15 protein-coding genes are annotated in these 17,769 nt (G+C 46.4%); 3 read left to right on the top strand and 12 right to left on the bottom strand.

The genetic code is table 11. The features are described from left to right. Positions 1-6 precede the first annotated feature (6 nt). From L0660_RS20470 to L0660_RS20445, 6 genes are all read right to left on the bottom strand, one after another. Positions 7-3,135 carry a SusC/RagA family TonB-linked outer membrane protein gene (locus L0660_RS20470; protein ID WP_235161117.1) on the bottom strand — a complete coding sequence of 1,043 codons (3,129 nt, stop codon included), beginning with the start codon at positions 3,133-3,135 and terminating at the stop codon, positions 7-9. Positions 3,136-3,374: 239 nt separating this feature from the next. Then, a complete protein-coding gene (locus L0660_RS20465) occupies positions 3,375-4,412 on the bottom strand; it encodes an FAD:protein FMN transferase (protein ID WP_235161116.1) in 1,038 nt (345 codons plus the stop codon). 3 nt (positions 4,413-4,415) lie between these two features. Continuing rightward, on the bottom strand, positions 4,416-5,630 hold the full coding sequence (locus L0660_RS20460) for a Gfo/Idh/MocA family protein (RefSeq protein WP_235161115.1): 1,215 nt from the start codon (positions 5,628-5,630) through the stop codon (positions 4,416-4,418). Between the two features lie 116 nt (positions 5,631-5,746). Beyond that, entirely contained in the window at positions 5,747-7,048 is a 1,302-nt protein-coding gene (locus L0660_RS20455) for an alpha/beta hydrolase family protein (RefSeq protein ID WP_235161114.1), read from the bottom strand. A 12-nt stretch (positions 7,049-7,060) separates the two neighbouring features. Beyond that, positions 7,061-7,810, bottom strand: coding sequence for a glucosamine-6-phosphate deaminase (locus L0660_RS20450; RefSeq protein WP_235161113.1), 750 nt, complete (start codon positions 7,808-7,810; stop codon positions 7,061-7,063). Between the two features lie 41 nt (positions 7,811-7,851). Further along, positions 7,852-9,267 carry a Gfo/Idh/MocA family protein gene (locus tag L0660_RS20445; protein ID WP_235161112.1) on the bottom strand — a complete coding sequence of 472 codons (1,416 nt, stop codon included), beginning with the start codon at positions 9,265-9,267 and terminating at the stop codon, positions 7,852-7,854. Positions 9,268-9,395: 128 nt separating this feature from the next. Here L0660_RS20445 and L0660_RS20440 point away from each other — a divergent pair, with 128 nt between their 5' ends. Continuing rightward, positions 9,396-10,412: a LacI family DNA-binding transcriptional regulator gene (locus L0660_RS20440; protein ID WP_235161111.1), complete on the top strand. Its 1,017-nt coding sequence runs from the start codon at positions 9,396-9,398 to the stop codon at positions 10,410-10,412. A gap of 108 nt (positions 10,413-10,520) precedes the next feature. On the opposite strand, the gene L0660_RS20435 is transcribed toward L0660_RS20440, so the two are convergent. Further along, positions 10,521-10,883 (bottom strand): hypothetical protein, encoded by a 363-nt coding sequence (locus L0660_RS20435; RefSeq protein WP_233798985.1) that lies wholly within the window; start codon positions 10,881-10,883, stop codon positions 10,521-10,523. A gap of 125 nt (positions 10,884-11,008) precedes the next feature. Between L0660_RS20435 and L0660_RS20430 the strand changes: the two genes are divergently transcribed. After that, complete coding sequence (locus L0660_RS20430; RefSeq protein WP_235161110.1) at positions 11,009-12,313, top strand: YihY/virulence factor BrkB family protein; 1,305 nt, start codon at positions 11,009-11,011, stop codon at positions 12,311-12,313. Positions 12,314-12,414: 101 nt separating this feature from the next. Here the strand turns inward: L0660_RS20430 and L0660_RS20425 are convergent, their stop codons facing one another. Continuing rightward, positions 12,415-12,726, bottom strand: coding sequence for a hypothetical protein (locus L0660_RS20425; RefSeq protein WP_235161109.1), 312 nt, complete (start codon positions 12,724-12,726; stop codon positions 12,415-12,417). Between the two features lie 254 nt (positions 12,727-12,980). Here L0660_RS20425 and L0660_RS20420 point away from each other — a divergent pair, with 254 nt between their 5' ends. Continuing rightward, positions 12,981-13,232, top strand: a complete 252-nt coding sequence (locus tag L0660_RS20420) for a hypothetical protein (RefSeq protein WP_035361827.1) — start codon at positions 12,981-12,983, stop codon at positions 13,230-13,232. Between the two features lie 99 nt (positions 13,233-13,331). Here the strand turns inward: L0660_RS20420 and L0660_RS20415 are convergent, their stop codons facing one another. From L0660_RS20415 to L0660_RS20400, 4 genes are all read right to left on the bottom strand, one after another. Next, on the bottom strand, positions 13,332-13,727 hold the full coding sequence (locus L0660_RS20415) for a hypothetical protein (RefSeq protein ID WP_235161108.1): 396 nt from the start codon (positions 13,725-13,727) through the stop codon (positions 13,332-13,334). A gap of 337 nt (positions 13,728-14,064) precedes the next feature. Then, complete coding sequence (locus tag L0660_RS20410) at positions 14,065-15,030, bottom strand: hypothetical protein (RefSeq protein ID WP_235161107.1); 966 nt, start codon at positions 15,028-15,030, stop codon at positions 14,065-14,067. An 8-nt stretch (positions 15,031-15,038) separates the two neighbouring features. Then, positions 15,039-17,183 carry a molybdopterin cofactor-binding domain-containing protein gene (locus tag L0660_RS20405; RefSeq protein ID WP_235161106.1) on the bottom strand — a complete coding sequence of 715 codons (2,145 nt, stop codon included), beginning with the start codon at positions 17,181-17,183 and terminating at the stop codon, positions 15,039-15,041. Positions 17,184-17,185: 2 nt separating this feature from the next. Continuing rightward, positions 17,186-17,647, bottom strand: a complete 462-nt coding sequence (locus tag L0660_RS20400) for a (2Fe-2S)-binding protein (protein WP_233798992.1) — start codon at positions 17,645-17,647, stop codon at positions 17,186-17,188. Between the last annotated feature and the right edge of the window lie 122 nt (positions 17,648-17,769).

The raw sequence follows: 17,769 nt of genomic DNA, 5'->3' as shown, positions 1-17,769 counted from the left end.
TTCTGATTACAATGACAAGTTCAAACCGAGCGTAAAATTCCGGGGCATGGCAACATTAACCGACTCGGGGTCCCAGCCGGGCCATTTATCAAAACTGTATAAATTGCGTCCAGATGCAAATATCCGTAGGCTGCTCAATTTCAACCGCTCAGATATTGCCCCGGGCAATGCATAGGAAAGGTTCACATCCTGGATCCGTACAAAAGAAAGGGGTCTGTAAATCTGGATTCCGCCGCCAAAAACGTTTGTGTTGGTGTTAAGCCGCGCATATTCGTTGTTGCCGTTTTCCGGCGTCCAGTAAGGGAAATCATTCGTATTGCGTCGATCGTAAGTGTCTGATCCGCCTGATCTTAAACCTTCCTGGAAAGGTGCGATGTGACCAAATTCACCCCGCAAAAACACGGATGCCGAGAAGTATCTGAGGAATGTGAATTCATTCCGGAGCCCAACCCTGAACCGGGGCTGGCGGTAACCGATGAACATTTTGTCTGCTAATGCCTCATATTTGCCATTTCCGTCTGCATCCGTTGCCTTGAAATCGCCCGGTTGCAGCTTGTAGACTTCTGCCGCTTCCTTTCCATTCAACTGCCAGATTCCCGTCACGTCGTAATTCCAGACGCGGTCCAATGCTTGTCCTGGAAACCATTCATTGGAATAATCCGGCAGCTCGGTGGTAACGGTCTTTCCATCCACGGTTTTTTCTTCATAATCTCCAAAAAGACGCTTGATCTTGTTTCTGTTAAAGGAAAAAACCAAACTCGACCGCCAGCTGAAATTGCGTTTTTCGGTGTTAATGGTGTTGATTGTCATTTCAAAACCTTTGTTTCCCAATTCACCCAGGTTGGATGTAATGTTCTTAAAGCCTGTGATTTCAGGGAGTAAGCGGTTCATTAACAGATCCGTAGTGGTCATATCATAATATTCCACACTCAAATCCACGCGGTTTTTCAACAAGCTTAAATCCATCCCGAGGTTAATAGAGCGCGTTTTTTCCCAAACCAGATCGGGATTAGCCAGCGAATTGTTGTAAACACCGACCTGCACATTGGAACCATCATAATATTGGGTTGAAAGAAGTTGCGCAAGGGCCGAATATGCGCCGATATCGCGGTTACCATTCACTCCCCAGGAAGCACGGAGCTTCATTTGACTTACAAAATCGAGGTTAAAGAATTTTTCTTCCGAAATTTTCCATGCAACCGCCGCTGCCGGGAAGGTTGCCCTTGGTTGTTTTGTTCCAAATGCGGAAAAGCCATCTCTCCGGAGCGAGGCCGTGATCAGATATTTATCCAATAATGTGTAGTTCAATCTCGCCATTGCGGCGTCGCCCGTGATCTGCGTGTCGTTGGTCAGTAATGCCGGGTTTGTGCCGTATTGCAGGCCGTGGTATCCGAGGTTTTGATTGGGTACAAAAGTCTGATTGCTGATCGTGGAAGCCCAGCCGCGGTTTCGCTCGGAGCTGTAAAGCAATGTGAGGTCAAAACGGTGCGCGCCAAATTCCTTATTCCAATGCAGCAGGTTATCCAGAATCCATTCGTAAGTGGAAGAATCATCGCGTGTTCCATAACCGTTACTGCGTGTAGAACCGCCGTCAAGCGTTTTGGACGACCAGAAACTATAATCTTTCAGCGTTTCATAGCGCGGCTGGAAAGAAATTTTGTAGTCGAAACCAAAGGGCAGCTTGATCTTTGCATACATGGACGCAAACAATGTGTTGATCTTTCTCATTTTTTCCTGCCCAAAATAATTGATCAGCGGATTGGCTGTTGCGAAGCTGTTGGGATACCAGGAAACGTCGCCATTGTCTTCAAACATGGACCCGTAAGGGCTCATAATGAACATTTGGCCCAGATTTGCCGTCACAGCGCTCTCGTCCCGGTCCGCAAACTGCGTGTTCACACCCACATTCAGGAAGTCGGTAACCTTGAAATCTACATTCAATCGTGACCGGATGGTTGAAAATTTGTCCCCGCGCAAAACGCCTTCGTTATTTTGATAACCCAATGACCAGTAATAGGTTACTTTATCCGATCCGCCCCCGATGCTGACATCGTAATTTTGTCGCTTACCTCTCCGTATGACCTCATTATACCAATCCACAGACTTGCCTTCGAGGAAATTTTCAGTTTCAATAGGAAAAAAACGCAGGCGTCCCAGCCATTCCTGGGTGTTGTCCTGCTGCGGATTGTTACTTGCATTCCGCCATTGGTCAATGGTCACGCCAGCAGGCAGTTGGGTCGGGTTATCATAGTAGAACGTGGGATTATTCGGGTTCGTGGCTTTGAGCAAATCCCTCCTGAATGTAAGATAACCGTCCTTATCGAAAGGCTTGAAGTCATTGGTGGGCTCGGTAATGCCCACATTTGCAGAAAAATTAATGATTGGCTTTCCGGTTGCGCCTTTTTTGGTTGTAATCAAAATGACGCCACCTGCTGCTCTTGCCCCAAATACGGCCGCTGAGCTGGCATCTTTCAGAATGTCCATCGTTTCAATGTCGGCCGGGTTAATGTCCGCAATGCTGCCGTTGAAGATCACTCCGTCCATCACGACCATGGGATTTGTGGACGCATTCAGCGATTTGGGACCGCGTACTTGCAGTGAACTTCCGCCCGCAGCCGTCGCGCCCTGGTTGGCATTGAAGCCGGCAACGGTTCCGGTCAGCATGTCGGTAAACTGGGTCATGGGCTGATTTTTAAATGTTTTGGCATCAATCCGGATCACCGCCCCTGTTAAATCACTCTTTTTCATCGTGCCATAACCGACCACAACCAGCTCATCCAATGCATTCACACTCGGTTGCAGCGTGGTTTCTATCACCGATTTCGTTCCTACGGGAATTTCTTTCAGATTATATCCTACAAAACTAAAAGTCAGCACCTCCGAACCGGCCGCCTGGATCGAAAAACGACCCTCCGAATCGGTGGTGGTTCCACGCTGGGTGCCCTTCACGATCACCGAAACGCCAGGCAGGCCAACCGTGGTCACGCTATCCAGGACACTGCCCGAAATGTTTTTCAAATCTTGCGCATGAAGCTTCTGCCCAAGCCACATGGGCCCGATCCACAACAAGCTGGTCAGCAATGCGAGCATCATGCAGATTTTCATGGATTTGTTCTGTCGTAATTTTAGTTTCATAAGAGTTTGGTTATCATGTTTTTCGCATAGCAATTCTGCTTCACAATAGGAGATTGTGAAAATTTAAAACCTGCATTTCGCCGTTAGTCAGAATTTAATTTGGAGGCAGAACAATGTTACAATGAATTCATTCTGGTTCAATGACATTTGCTGAAAATAGTAGCGAGAACGTTACCGTTAACGTTCTCGAAAATTCCAGAAGCGGTTTTGAGGAAGGTTTGGGAATAAAAACGCTGCTATCAGGGCTTTAAAAACTTGCTGAATCCGGCGGTGGTTGTGTCGGCAATGGTGCTGTCCTGCTTTTGGAAAATGAAATAGGCGTGCAGGTTTTTACGCTTTTTCAAAAATTCCATTGCATGATCTAAACCCATGAGGAGCAATGCATTATCATATCCGTCGGCGGTTATCGCATCGTTGGCGATCACGGTGGCGCTGATTATTTCTGTCGATGCGGGATAACCCGTTTTGGGATCGATAATGTGGGAAATCCGCCGCGAACCGAGCTTGCGGAAGTTGCGGTAACTTCCCGATGTGGTAACCGCGCCATCCGGGACCTGGATAACCTGCCGGATGCCTGCGGCCTGAAATTCATTTTCGGCTGGTTTTTCAATGCCGATGGACATGGCCGTATTTTCGGGATACTTTCTACCCTTAACCCTTATTTCTCCTCCTATTTCGACCAAATAATTTGCTATACCATTGGATTCCAGAAAATCAGCCATTACATCTACGCTATAACCCTGTGCAATGCCATTGACGTCAATTTTAACGCAAGGCAGATCCTTAGTAAGCCGGCTAGGGCTTAAATGCAGCTTTTCCGAGCCAATGCAAGGCATTAAAGATCGAATTTCAGCAGCGTCCGGAATGGCACTAACCCGTTCATTCCCAAATCCCCACGCCCAAACGAGCGGATAAACGGTTATGTCAAATGCGCCCTCCGTTTCCTTGAAAATTTCCTGCGATTTCCTGACCACATTGTAAAAATGGTCATCAATGTCCACACCGGAATCGGATGCATTGAACCGGCTGATGATTGAATTGGGATTATAAATGGAAAGTGAATGATCCAGCTGGCCGAAAATGCTGTCGATCTGCGATTTTTTCACCAATTCAAATTCAGCATAGTAAGTGATCGCGTAGCTCGTTCCCTGTGCTAAACCATTGATCTGAAAACGCTTGAACGATTTAGTTTCCGGAATATCCAGAATGCAAAAAGCAGGCAAGACCAGAATGGCTATGCCTGCGAGCAAAAATTGTTTATAGTTTGAAAGCCGCATGGCTTAAACGGAGTATTCGGGTTTCCAGATCTGCACAGCTTCCGTGTCCGCAGCCGCATTGCCCATATGGATCGCAATAGAGCCGTCGCGGCCGGTTTCGACATTGGAAATCGGCTGTTTTTTATCCTTAATGCATTTTATAAAATCCTGCAAAGCATAAACGGTTGGTTCCAGACTTTCTTCCCCGGGTTTTCCGTAAGCTACTTCCATGCCTTTACCTTGCGTGGTCACAGCCAATGTTGCGCCCGTGACGCCGTCCACGGTTCCTTTCGCATTGTTGGTGGATTCTGCGTAAATGTATGCTTTATCGCGCAGGATTTCCACGGTCGCTTTATCTCCTAAAATCCTGATACTGTAACCATTATAAGCATTTGATAACACCGAAGTTACGCTGGCTTTCACGCCGCCTGGATAATCGTAAACCGTCCGGATGTTGTCGTATGTATCGCGGCCATCTTTCCAATAATTAATGCCTCCCAGCCCGACCACCTTCGTGGGATGACTGTCGACGAGATAATTTACGACATCAATTTCGTGCGCGCAAAGCTCAGAAAGCGGACCGCCGCAATATTCTCGATACATTCTCCAATTGATCTGGCGCTCCATTTTCGGGTCTTTCACAGGAAAACGCCAGTTGGAATTCCGGTTATACTGACATTCAAAATGGGTGATTTTGCCCAGCCAATTTTCTTTGATTATTTCCTTAACGCGATGATAAAGGCCATAGTAACGATACTGATAGCCGATTTGAAAAATGAGTTTCGAATCACGCACTTTTTTCACCAGATCAATGGCCTGCGGAATGTCGTAAGTCATTGATTTTTCAAGATAAATGTGCTTTCCAGCCTGTATAGCGGCAACAGCCATCGGATAATGCAGGTAAAGCGGTGTGGCTATAATGACCGCATCCAGGCTTTTATCTTCAAGTAACTTGCGATAATCCGAATAACCTTTCGCTCCTTTTTCGGCCAGGCTTAATCCCTTTTGCAGATTTTCAGGAATGGTATCGCAGCATGCAACCAGCGCAATTTCCGGCATTTCCTTGATCAATGTGCAGAGGCCGGCTCCCCGGGAACCCGTGCCGATGATGCCCAAACGAATCCTGTCAGCGGCTCCTGACCGCGCTGCAAAAAGCGGATTAGCGATCACCGACAACCCTGCGGCCGCGGTTAAGCCAGTTGTAATGAAATGTCTGCGGGAAGTGGATTGAGCTGCCATGATTGATATAAGTTACGGGCACGTGCCCGTAAATGTAAACATTTTTGTGATTCATCCATAATGATGAGTCTCATGATTACCAATTTAATTATTGCCTATGACTCTGTCCATCAGCATTATTTAAGCCATTTATCAAACCAGTCGAATGCGTCTTTCTGCATTGCAGCGTCGAACTTGTGTTCTCCGTCGTAGAATTTGGCCAGATACTTATCCTGTGCACCCGCTTTTTTGTACACATCTCCTAAAACTTTATCCGCCTTTTTCATTTCAGGAAGCGTGTAAAGCTCGTCCTGATTGTTGTTCTGAACCAATGTTGGCAAAGGCACTCTCAGGCCCAGGATTTCGGGAAAATCCATATACTTGGGCAAAAGCGGCGTATAAGTCATCCAGGTGTGGGTTACGGATTTTGTTAAGATCAAATCTGTCCAGGTGGTCATGAAACCAACGCATACTGCACATTTAATACGCGGATCCATTCCACCGAGGTAAACAGTCCGCAAACCGCCGCCCGACAAACCGCCACACCCTATACGTTGGGGATCCACGTCCTTACGCTGTTCCAAAATATCGAGCGCGACCTGATCTTCGGCCAGGAAAACACCCGGCCACGTCGTCCCGGCACTGAAAAGTGACTTGGACATGACATGCTCATGCGCGCCGGACCATTGATTGTAGGTTTCAATGTGCTCACTTTTTTCAGGATCCTGGTCCGATTTTCCCGTCGTGTCCACATCGCCCCAGGTTAAACCTTCCACATCTTCATACATAACGCGACGGCTCCCGAATGTGAATGTGTCATGGACCAGCACCACATAGCCACGCTTGGCAACTTCATTGGCCCAGGCTATCCCGCTATAATCGGTTGCGCGGTGCTCCACCAGCAGCGGGTGCTGTTCATCTGCGGTTTTGACAATTTTCCGATATCCAAAATACTTCTTACCACCATGGTCATGCAAGCCCAGGATAGCAGGAAGCGGCTTGGTGGTGCCTTGCGGCTTCAATACAATGGCCTGGGTTTTGCGGCCGTACGGCAACTGCCAGGAAATCTCCTCGATTTCCAGACCATCGTAAATGTATTTTTTATCGACCGTAACTTTTGGCAAAGCTGACTTCGGCGGGCTGGCGATCAGTTCCTGCGCTTTGGCATAGGCTTCTTTTTTCCAGGTTGCGAGATCTTTCCATTTGGGATCCCTGAACGAAAGCGGCGGAACGGGTTTCAATAATGAGGCAGCCCAGCTTCCATAGTAGCCGATAATGCTTTTGCCAGGTAAAGATGCGTTTTCAGAAACCATGTTTTGCGCCGGGATAAAATTTGAAATTGCATGAATGTCAAAGCTAAGTGGAATTGCCATGGCAGTCAATGACGCTTTCAAAAATTCCCGCCGCTCATTGTTTCCCTCCGGATTTTCAGGTTTCATATCATAGTTGGGTTAGGCAATCACACTTTCGGGCAGCAGGGATGCGGAGCTTTTATCCAGGAAAAATGTGCAATGTGCATGATTTTGCAAGATGCTCGCCGGATAAATGTTGCTTACTTCCTCCGTCAGACTATTCCTCACAGCCAGCGCCTTACGCTCATCCGGCACCGAGCAGACAATGTGTTCCGACTTCATGATCTGCTTCACTGTCATGCTAATGGCCTGCAAGGGCACCTCGTCCAGCGAACCAAACCAGCCCTCGCCCATTTGCTGCATGCGGCAAGGTTCGTCCAGGTTCACGACGTGGTATGGTTTTTCATTTTCAAAATCTGCGGGCGGATCATTGAATGCCAGATGCCCGTTTTCACCAATGCCAACCAAAGCTACATCGATCGGGTGGTGGCTGATAATGCTGTTCAGATTCTCAATCTCCGCCGTAATGTTTCCCTCGCCATTGATCAGGTGAACGGCTTTTAACGGAGGCACTTTGTCCAGAAAACGTTCCTTTAGATATTTCCTGAAACTGGCTGCATGGGCCAACGGCAAGGCGATGAATTCATCAAGATGGAACATGGTAACCTTGCCCCAGTCTATATTTTCCTCTCTTATTAATTGTTCCAAAGTTTGAAACTGACTGGTTCCTGTGGCCAGGATAATGTTCGCAAAACCCTTTTCTGCGATGGTTTTGCGGATTAGCTCTGCTGCAAGCGTTGCCGCTTGTGTTCCTAACTCTTCCTTAGTCTCCGAAATGACAACTTTCATTACAATCTGTTCTTGATTAAGATTTTATTTTAACTCAGAAATTACGATTTCACACCCGTATTGCCGCCTTGCGAAAGGGCAATGTCCACGGGCTTGTTGGATTTCCAGGCCCCGGCGGTGAAATCGGGGATGTCGATGGAATTGGAGCGATGCGCTACGGACCATTCGCTCAGCGGCGAGATCACGCTCCATGAAGCGGCGTCATAAACGTCCTGATCCAGGGGGAGGCCGTTTCTGAGGCAGTCGATAAGGCGCCAGTCCATTAGAAAATCCATGCCGCCGTGACCGCCTACTTTCTTCGCCAGCTCACCGATTCTTTTCACGATTTCGGGCTGGTACTTTTGTTCCAATGCTTTGAATTCTGCGTCTTTTAACCATTCATGACCCTTGGCAATGCGTCCTTCGGGAGTTCCTGCCGGGCCTTCGGGCAATGGATATTTTTGCGCGGAGCCTTTGGTGCCGCTGATCACATGCAACCTGGAATAAACGCGCGGCGAAGTTACGTCGTGCTGCAACATGATCGTTCTGCCTTTTGCAGTCCGGATGGTTGTCGTGTTCATGTTCCCACGAAACTTCTTCCCTTTGAATTGTTTGAACTCGGGATCTTCGGCGGCCAGTTTTTCAGCGCGGGCTTGCAGCATAAAATCGTTGCTTGCCATGCTTACCAGATAATCCATTTTATCGCCCCGGTTAATGTCCATGATCTGCGCAACAGGTCCCAGCCCGTGCGTCGGATAGAGGTTACCGTTACGCTGGTTTTCTTTCAGACGCCAGAGGTCGAAACGTTTGGATTTATCAAAAAAGGAATCATAAATGTCATGTATATAAGCACCCTCGGCATGAATAATGTCGCCAAAATAGCCTTGTCTGGCCATATTAAGGGTTAGTAATTCAAAAAAATCATAGCAGCAGTTTTCGAGCATCATACAATGCTTCTTTGTTTTTTCTGAGGTTTCAACCAGCTGCCAGCATTCGTCCACTGTGACGGCGGCGGGGATTTCTACGGCCGCGTGCTTGCCGTGCTGCATTGCAAAAACGGCCATTGGTGCATGCAGGCTCCATGGCGTGCAAATGTAAATGAGATCGAGATCTTCCTGCTCGCACATTTTTTTCCAGGCATCGGCTGTTCCGGAATACACTTTGGGATTATGGCCTGTTCCTTCAAAAGTCTTTCTTGCTTCCTCGGCTTTTTCTGGCCGGATATCACAAAGTGCGGTAACATGCACATTTTCTAACTTTTTGATCCTTTGAATGGCTCCGCCGCCTCTGTTACCAAGCCCAATGTATCCGATGCGAACGGTTTCAATTTTCGGCGCGGCATAACCGCTCATGTTGAACTTCGGAGCCGCAGGAACGATCCTGGCAGGCAAATCGAGCGGGCTGGCACCTGCATAACCGGCATTTAGCAACCCGATGCTGCTCAGCCCGGTAAGTTTGAGGAAATCTCTTTTTTTCATGGGTTTAGTTTGATATACTTACAATTTTACAACGATTCGATTAGCTATCGCTGACATTGCAGTTAATTATTAACGAGAACGTTATCGAAAACGACTGACGTTTTTTAAAGCTTTCAGACCCTAAACCCATGCGAAGACCAGCCACCATCAAGGACATTGCAAAAGCACTCGGCATCTCCGTCGCGACGGTTTCCAGGGCGTTGCGGGATGCCTATGACGTGAGCCCGCAGACGCGGACGCTGGTGCTGGAAAAAGCGGAGGAAATGCATTATAAGCCTAATTTTAATGCAACGGGTTTGGTCAAAAGCAGCACGCATAAGATTGGCGTGATCATCCCGGCTATAACCAATTATTATTTTTCAACGGTCATTACCGGCATTCAGGAAGTAGCTCAGCATAAGGGATATAGCATTATTTTATACATTACAAACGACTCGCCGGAGCTGGAAAAAAAGATCGTTCATGATCTTTCATTAAGCAGCCTGGACGGTTTACTGGCTTGCGTTTCTTCACCTTCCGACGCTTGCAAGCATTTCCAGGAACTCATTGACGACGGACTTCCCGTTGTCTTTTTTGATCGTGTTCCCGAGGAGATCAGTATTTCAAAGGTCATGCAGGACGACTATAACGGCGCCTATCAGGCTGTAAATCACCTTATTGAAAGAGGATATAGAAAAATAGCGCATATTACCGGCCCAAAGGGTGTGTTGCTGACTGAAAACAGACTGCGCGGCTATCAGCACGCACTCCGGGAGCATAACCTGGATTTTGATAATGATTGGGTAGTTTATTCGGGGTTTTCTCAAAAAGACGGAGAATCGGATGTTGCGCAGTTGTTTACAGAAAATACTGAAAAGCCTGACGCCATTTTTGCAGTTAATGATCGTAAAGCCATTGGGGCGATGGTGGCTTTGAAGCGTAAAAACATTCGGATTGGGGGAGAAGTCGGTGTTATTGGGTTCACTAATGATCCTATCTGTGAAATTATATCACCGACATTGTCCACCGTAGCTGAGCCTGCTTACGAAATCGGTCGCAAGAGCTGTGAATTGTTGTTGATCCACATTAAAAAAACAGGTTTTGCAGGTGAAGAAGTTGTGCTTTCGGGAGAGCTTATCGTACGCGAATCCACTTCAAGGATTTAATACATTATCACTGACCAATTTTCAAGCTTGACTCTCAAAAGAAAAGTCCGCCCCAATGACGGGACAGACTATTCTTACCAATTTATTTTATCAGTTTTTTCCTTTTGATCAGTTCTCTTTCTTCGGAGTTGATTTGTTCCCTTTGTTCAATGTAGCGTCTCCTTTGTTCATTTTATTCACATTGGATTTGCCATTCGCGCCGTTACCTTCCTTACCTGTTCCGCTGGTTTTGTTAGAACCATTCACTTGTCCGGCTTTGCCAGGCTGGGTGGCATTTGAGTTCCCTACCTCGTGATTGGCCCCTTGCGTAGTTCCCTGCGTATCTGTTCCTTCATTTTTTCCACCGGTTTTGCTGCTGTCCGCAGTGGCAGTTCCTTGTTGTTTCGGATTGGTCGACTGCGTAGTAGATTGTGCATATACCGAAGCAGAAACGGCGAAAGTAAATATCAAACTTGCGATTACCTTTTTCATGATTGGAATTATTAGTTGTTGAATGTTGATGCCTGCTTCTTTAAAAATCATACCCGCAACAATGCGGCCCAAACTGGCATGGATATTTACCAGTGGTTGGCGTTTACACGAAAGCATGCTTCACCATGGACGCTACTACATCAAAACCTAAGTTTTTCTTATCGCTTTTTAAGGACAGTTTTTCAGAGTTTATGGAAGACAATTGCCTTAAATTAAGCGCTGCGCTATCCTATTACACTATTTTTTCCCTCGCTCCGATGTTGCTGGTGATCATCTCGATCGTAAGCATTGTATTTGGGAAGGAAGCATTTCAAGGTGAGCTGTTTGGGCAAATAAGTGGTCTGGTCGGCAAGGAGGCTGCCTTGCAGTTGCAGGAGTTGATTAAAAATGCAGAGCTTTCCAATAAATCAGGACTTGCCGCCACAATCGGGATTGTGACGCTGCTCATTGGTGCGACGGGGGTTTTTGCCGAGATACAGGATTCGATCAATTACATATGGTCTATCAAATCCAAACCCAAAAAAGGATGGCTGCAATATCTTAAAAACCGGCTGCTATCATTCTCCATCATTATCACCTTAGGCTTTTTACTCATCGTTTCCCTGGGTGTGAATACTCTGGTTGATTTAATGAGTGCGCGTTTGGAGCGCTATTTCTCAGAAGTGTCCGTGATCTTTTTCTCAGTTTTGAATGTCGTCGTGGTAATGGCGATCATTACAGCACTTTTTTCTGTCATATTTAAAATATTGCCCGATGGTCATGTGCGTTGGAAAGAGTGCATTGTCGGCGCGGCATTTACGGCTATCCTTTTCGCAATTGGTAAATTTGGCATCAGCTTTTACCTTGGAAAACAGGATCTTGGCGCAACCTATGGTGCTTCCGCTTCAATCGTGATCCTTTTGACCTGGGTTTATTATTCCTCTATTATCCTATATTTCGGGGCGGAGTTTACGAAAGTTTATGCGAAAACCGACGGTGTCGGGATTTCGCCTAATGAGCATGCGGTGCTCATGGTAAGGCGGGAAATGGAACAGGATAAGCCCGAACAGGCTATTGCGGATGCACAGCACGCCACAACCTCCGTAAATCCAAAGGAAGTGACGCATAAAATGATGGACACGGTCACCCAGTTCATCGATGACAAGCTGAATGCGATCAGGGCTGAGATCAAGGCGAAAATTGCCCAGATCACCGCACCTTTTTCCTACTACGCATTTGTTGCGATCATTGTATTTATGATCGTGATCATGGTGGTCGTTTTGCTGGGCCATTTCCTGAACAATGCATTTAACAGCGATTATCTGGGTTTCGTCGTGTTGCTGGGCTTTACATTAGTCCTGTTCTCACTATGTTTTATTTTCAGGGAAAGCTTGCTGGCAGGCATAAAAAAGGCAGTTGCCAAAAAGGTGCAGTCTGGGAACGAACCGTGATATCTATTACTATGGTTAGCAAAAAAAGGGGACATCTGTCCCCTTTTTTATTACCTATAATTCGCTACTGATTTATAAACGGCTTGTGTTAATCCGCTCGTTCAATTATCCCTCTTTTGAATAACCCACATCCAATCTGCCGGCCACGAATTGGAGCGAATGCTATCGTGCCTCACGAGCTTCTCATCAATCACCTCATAGCCAATCAATCGCCCTCCCTGACTTTCCACATCTGCACGTGCATAATTATGAAGCTGGATCCAAACTTCCGGCGCAATCAATTCTACGGAAACAAAGCTTAGCCTCTTCCATTTCGGATCGCTGGAATCATCTACATAACGAAGCAAAAGATAGTGTTTGAAACTTTCGTTGCTCAAAGACAATATCGTCTTCCTAGTGTCTGCATGTTTCATGATACGCTAATTTAATTGTCCTAAAAAATATTCAAATAATACAATGAATGAAATTTAGCATTTGTACGCCGCATATCGGTTGTAACCCCGGTATACAACGCGTCTTCTATACGATATAAAATTCTTGCCACAGCATTTATAAAAGTAATTCTACGCTTCTACATGATATTTTAAAATTTTATATTTATGTTTTCGCGGACTTTAAAAAGTGGCATAAAATTTTAAAATACCATCGGACGATAACACATAAACCGATGGTCACATTGAACTATATGAAGGATGACTGGGTGAAGGAGAAGAACGGAACCCGTATTATGCAAGTTGATGAATATCAAATTGTAGACATTGTAACCTATGTAAATGGTAACTCAACGCCTGTAACAAAAAGAAGTTATAACGGAAAAGTTTGGTGTACCTGGGTAAATGAGAATAAAGCAGTGGTTACCCAGCCTTTTTTAGAATCAGATCTTGAACCGGCTGTACCCCAGCAAGTTGCGCATTACTGATTTCACAAGAACTTTCGTCTCCCGACCATTCAAGCAATTGCATTGTATTAAAATGCCCGAAATTAAATTTCGGGCATTTTAATTTTTGTTTGTTGATGATTATGGTTTTCTGTCGGCTTCGGTTGCTGAGCCAGATGAATTTGTGTCGGTCGCGTTCGCGTCTTTTCTATTTTTCTTCCGGTTTTTCCTATCCATCTTTTTATCACTCGCTGGCATAAGCGAATCCTTTATTACTGCACCGGACGCGCCCTGGGATTTAATCAATGTATCTTCCGACGGTGTATTTGAAGGCCTTACGGGCGATTGCGGAGAGTTGAACTCTGCTTTTTTCTCGGTCGTCGGATTAGACGATGAAGGCGTTGTGGTAGTTGGATCCTGCGTAGGCACGCTCTGTGGCTGCGATGGGGATGTTGGCGTTGTTGGAACAGTTTGCGCATAGCTTGCGGCAGAAACTCCCAGCGCTGCAATCAGGATAAATGCTTTTAAAGTTTTCATCTTAGTTCAGTTTAGTTGTCGATGGTCTGATACTCGCAGTGACATCCAAAACTATTCCTAAGAGTGACATTTTCGTGCTATCAAATATTATTTCAATATTGTTTGTTTAAAATTAATCAGAGGCATTTTTCGACCGATGGTCTTAGATATCAAAATAGTTATCTTATTAACAATAAGTATCTTATCCACAAATTGCGCATTGGTTTACCCAAACTGCCTGCGTTAAGATCATTGGAACAGCATTAAATAAATTTTTCATATACGAAGTAATTCTATTGAGAAAGGGTTCGCTTTTGCACGGATCAAAAATAGAAATATAACGCTAAGGTTTAGCAGGTCAAAAAGTGTAGAACTCGTAGTTGACGTTCCACTTTGTTTCCTGACCCGGTTTTGCGCTGATATGAATGTAGGGCTCAGGGCATGAGGTGGTGGGATTGGCCCAGTATACCAATTTCTCCAAAGGCCTGTCACCCGTAATTCTTACGCCAGCCGATGTTTTTGTATTTTCAATGCGTATATCATAATCTTTCGCGCTTGCCCCGAAGCCTTTCAGGCCACTGGAGAATATCTGATCGCCATTTACAACCGGCCTTGCATAGTTGAGCGTTTTGCCTTTTGCATTGACAATGGTTCCAAAACCTGCTCCTTCCCCACTTACTTCGAAGGGAAAAACGATCCGTATATGCTCGTTCGTTGGCTCTTTATCGATCATGAAAAAGTTGTGATTGTAAGTGCTGGTTGAAATTTCTTTCGAGCCGGTATTTTTAAGGCTGTGTTCTAAAACGAGTTGAGGCTTTCCTTTAACCAGTTTTAATGTCTTTGTATATACATAACCGTAGCCTGTTGCGTCTTTCAATGTATGCGTGAATGTTACGTGATCCTGTCTCTTGTCAACGGTCCATTTACCAGCATCTTTCACCTCATAATTCGTTGCGAAAGAATATTTTTTATCATCAGGCTTAACCAGCACTCCAACGCCGATTTTCACGAATGTCTCTCCTGGCTTTACCGCATCAAAATCCAATGCGACGAACTCCTCAACCGGCCCCATAATGGCGTCATGCAATTTGGGATCATAGGTGCTGTTCCATTGCCCAAAATAAGAGTGTCCCTTGTAATCAAGGCTGGCAACCTGTCCTGCCCAGTCGAAACGCACGCCACGATAATAGCCTGAGCTGGCATCCGGCATCATTAACTTCGCATTAATGATGCCGTTTGAAATGACTGCCTCCGGGAAATCGGCGAATCGGAATGCAGTAATGAACAGGCATATGGAGGCAATGAGCAATAGGGTTTTCTTCATGATAATGGTTAAGAAATGCCTTTGAAAGCTTCCTCGTTTACAAAAGGCTGGTTGCGCAAGCGCTGTTTTGTTGCTTTATAAAATGCATTGGCCATAGCAGCGCCAGCAGGCGGCAATGCCGGTTCGCCCAAACCTGTGGGAGATATGCCGTTGTTGACAAAATGCACATCCACTTCCGGGATTTCGTTCATCCTGATCAGGCGGAAACCATTGAAGTTGGTCTGATCCGGTGCGCCGTCCTTGAATGTCATGTTACCATACATTGCGTGGCCCAAGCCATCTACAACACCGCCCCTAACCTGCTGCAAAGATCCGCTTTGGTTAATTACAATGCCGCAATCGACTGCTGCAATCACATTTTTAAGAACCGGCTTGCCTTTCTGCATGACGATCTCACCTACTTGCGCTACGTAAGATCTGTGAGAAAAGTAAACGCTGAATCCTTGGTAAACGCCTTTCTTCTTGCCCCAGTTGCTTTTCTCAGCCGCCATTTTTACCACAGCGATCATTCTGTCCACATCATATTTAACTGCATTAACGGGTGCCTTTTTCGCTTTTTCAAGCAATTCCAGTCGGAATGCAACCGGATCCTTGCCTGCTGCCTCAGCAACTTCGTCCAGGAAGGATTGCTCTGCATAAGCAAGGAAATTGGTAATTGGCGCACGCCATGGACCCGTTGTGATCGGGGATTTGTGCTCAACAGAGTCGATTAGCAAGTTGTCTACGGATCCGGACGGGAAATTGTCTTCCCTTGTTGAATTTCCCGAGTTCATGCCGACACCACGCAGCTTATAACCGATCATGGTTCCGTCTTTGTCCAATGCGGCTTCGAAGCGGTAACGCACTGCGGGGCGGTAAGTGCCGCCTGTCATATCATCTTCCCGCGTCCAAACCACTTTTACCGGCGCTTTCACGAGTTTGGAAACATGTGCGGCCTCAATTACAAAGTCTGCTGAAAGCCTCCGACCAAATCCACCACCCTGACGGGTGATTTCGACCGTTATTTTTTCGGGTGCTATGCCGGTGATTTTCGCTACTTCCGTACGCGCGCGCTCGGGCGTTTGCGTCGGGCCCACGAGTTCCACGCCGTCCTCACGCACATGCGCAAAGAAGTTCATGGGTTCCAATGGGCTGTGTGGCAGGAATGGGCATTGATACTCGGCTTTGATGACTTTTGCAGCGTTTTTGAATGCTGCTTCCACGTCGCCGTCTTTGCGCCTTACGGTTGCTTCGCCATTGTCCATCAACTGAGAAAAAATGCGGTTATGATCGGCAGTGCTTTCGAGTTCTGCTGCTTTCTCATATTCGATTTTCAAAGCGTCTTTGGCCTTTTTCACCTGCCAGGTAGATTTCCCCACAACGGCAACGCTGTTTCCAAATGTTACTACATCCACAATGCCGGGCATAGCCTTGGCTGCTGCGGAATCGACCGATTTCAATTTTAATCCAAATGCTTTTGGCCGCTGGATCAAGGCGAACAGCATTCCCTCCTTGTAAAAATCAAGTCCGAAAAGTGGCTTACCCGTTGCTATATTATGGTTATCAACATTACGAACGGATTGTCCGATCAGCTTGAAATCTTTTTCATTCTTTAATTTAATCTCCGTTGGTGCCGTCAGCTTCGAAGCTGCTTCTGCCAGTTCGCCATATGTGGCAGATTTGCCTGAGGTTTTATGCAGGACCTTACCATTTTCAGTAGTTAGCTCAGCAGCGGGAACATTCCATTTTGTTGCGGCCGCCTCTACCAGAAGATGACGTGCTGTTGCTCCTGCCTTGCGCAGGCGTTCCCACGAATGAGGAACTGCGCCACTTCCACCAGTAACTTGTCTTTCAAAAATTCCTGTATCCAGATTTCCCTGAACGGTTTTCACTTGCTTCCAATCCGCATCCAGTTCTTCTGCAACGACCATTGGAAATGCAGTCTTAATGCCTTGTCCGATTTCCGGGTTAGGCGAGACAATAGTAATGATGTTATCTGTGCCAATTGACAAATAACTGTTAAAATTTATAGAGCCGGCAGCAATGCTTTTGGCATCTACAACCACGGGAAGCGCAGTGGAGTTGGTCCAATTGAAACCCAAAAACAGTCCACCACCTGCTGCGGCTGCAATTTTCATAAAATTGCGCCTCGAAGTTTGTTCTAATGTCTGCATGGTCAGTTAGTTTTGGATGCTGCTACTTTCACTGCTTCACGAATGCGGTGGTAAGTGCCGCAACGGCAAATGTTGCCGCTCATGGTGGAGACGATTTCTTCTTCGGTAGGCTTTGGTTTTTCTTTGAGCAATGCTGCCGCCGTCATGATCTGGCCAGCCTGGCAGTAACCGCATTGTGCCACGTCCACCTCGTCCCAGGCCTGCTGAACCGGATGATCGCCTTTTTCTGAAAGTCCTTCAATGGTGGTCACTTTTGCTTTTCCAACAGCTGAAACGGGCAGCACGCAAGAGCGCACCGCTTTACCGTCTATGTGAACGGTGCATGCACCACATTGTGCAATCCCACAGCCGTATTTAGTGCCTACAAGTCCGAGATTATCGCGGAGGACCCATAAAAGCGGAGTGTCCCGCTCCACATCCGCGTCATAGGCACGGTTGTTAATTGAAAGTTTGAATAACGCCATGGTGAATTGATTGGGTTCGGAGATGATTGTCCTTATGCAGATACCGAAGTTACAAAAAATGTCAAAACGACGGTGACTGTAAGCAACTTAAAGTTAAATCGCTTATCAGAATAAGTCAATAA

This window comes from Dyadobacter sp. CY351 (assembly GCF_021502625.1).
Lineage (GTDB): Bacteria > Bacteroidota > Bacteroidia > Cytophagales > Spirosomataceae > Dyadobacter > Dyadobacter chenhuakuii.
This window is presented reverse-complemented; position numbering and strand designations above follow the sequence as displayed.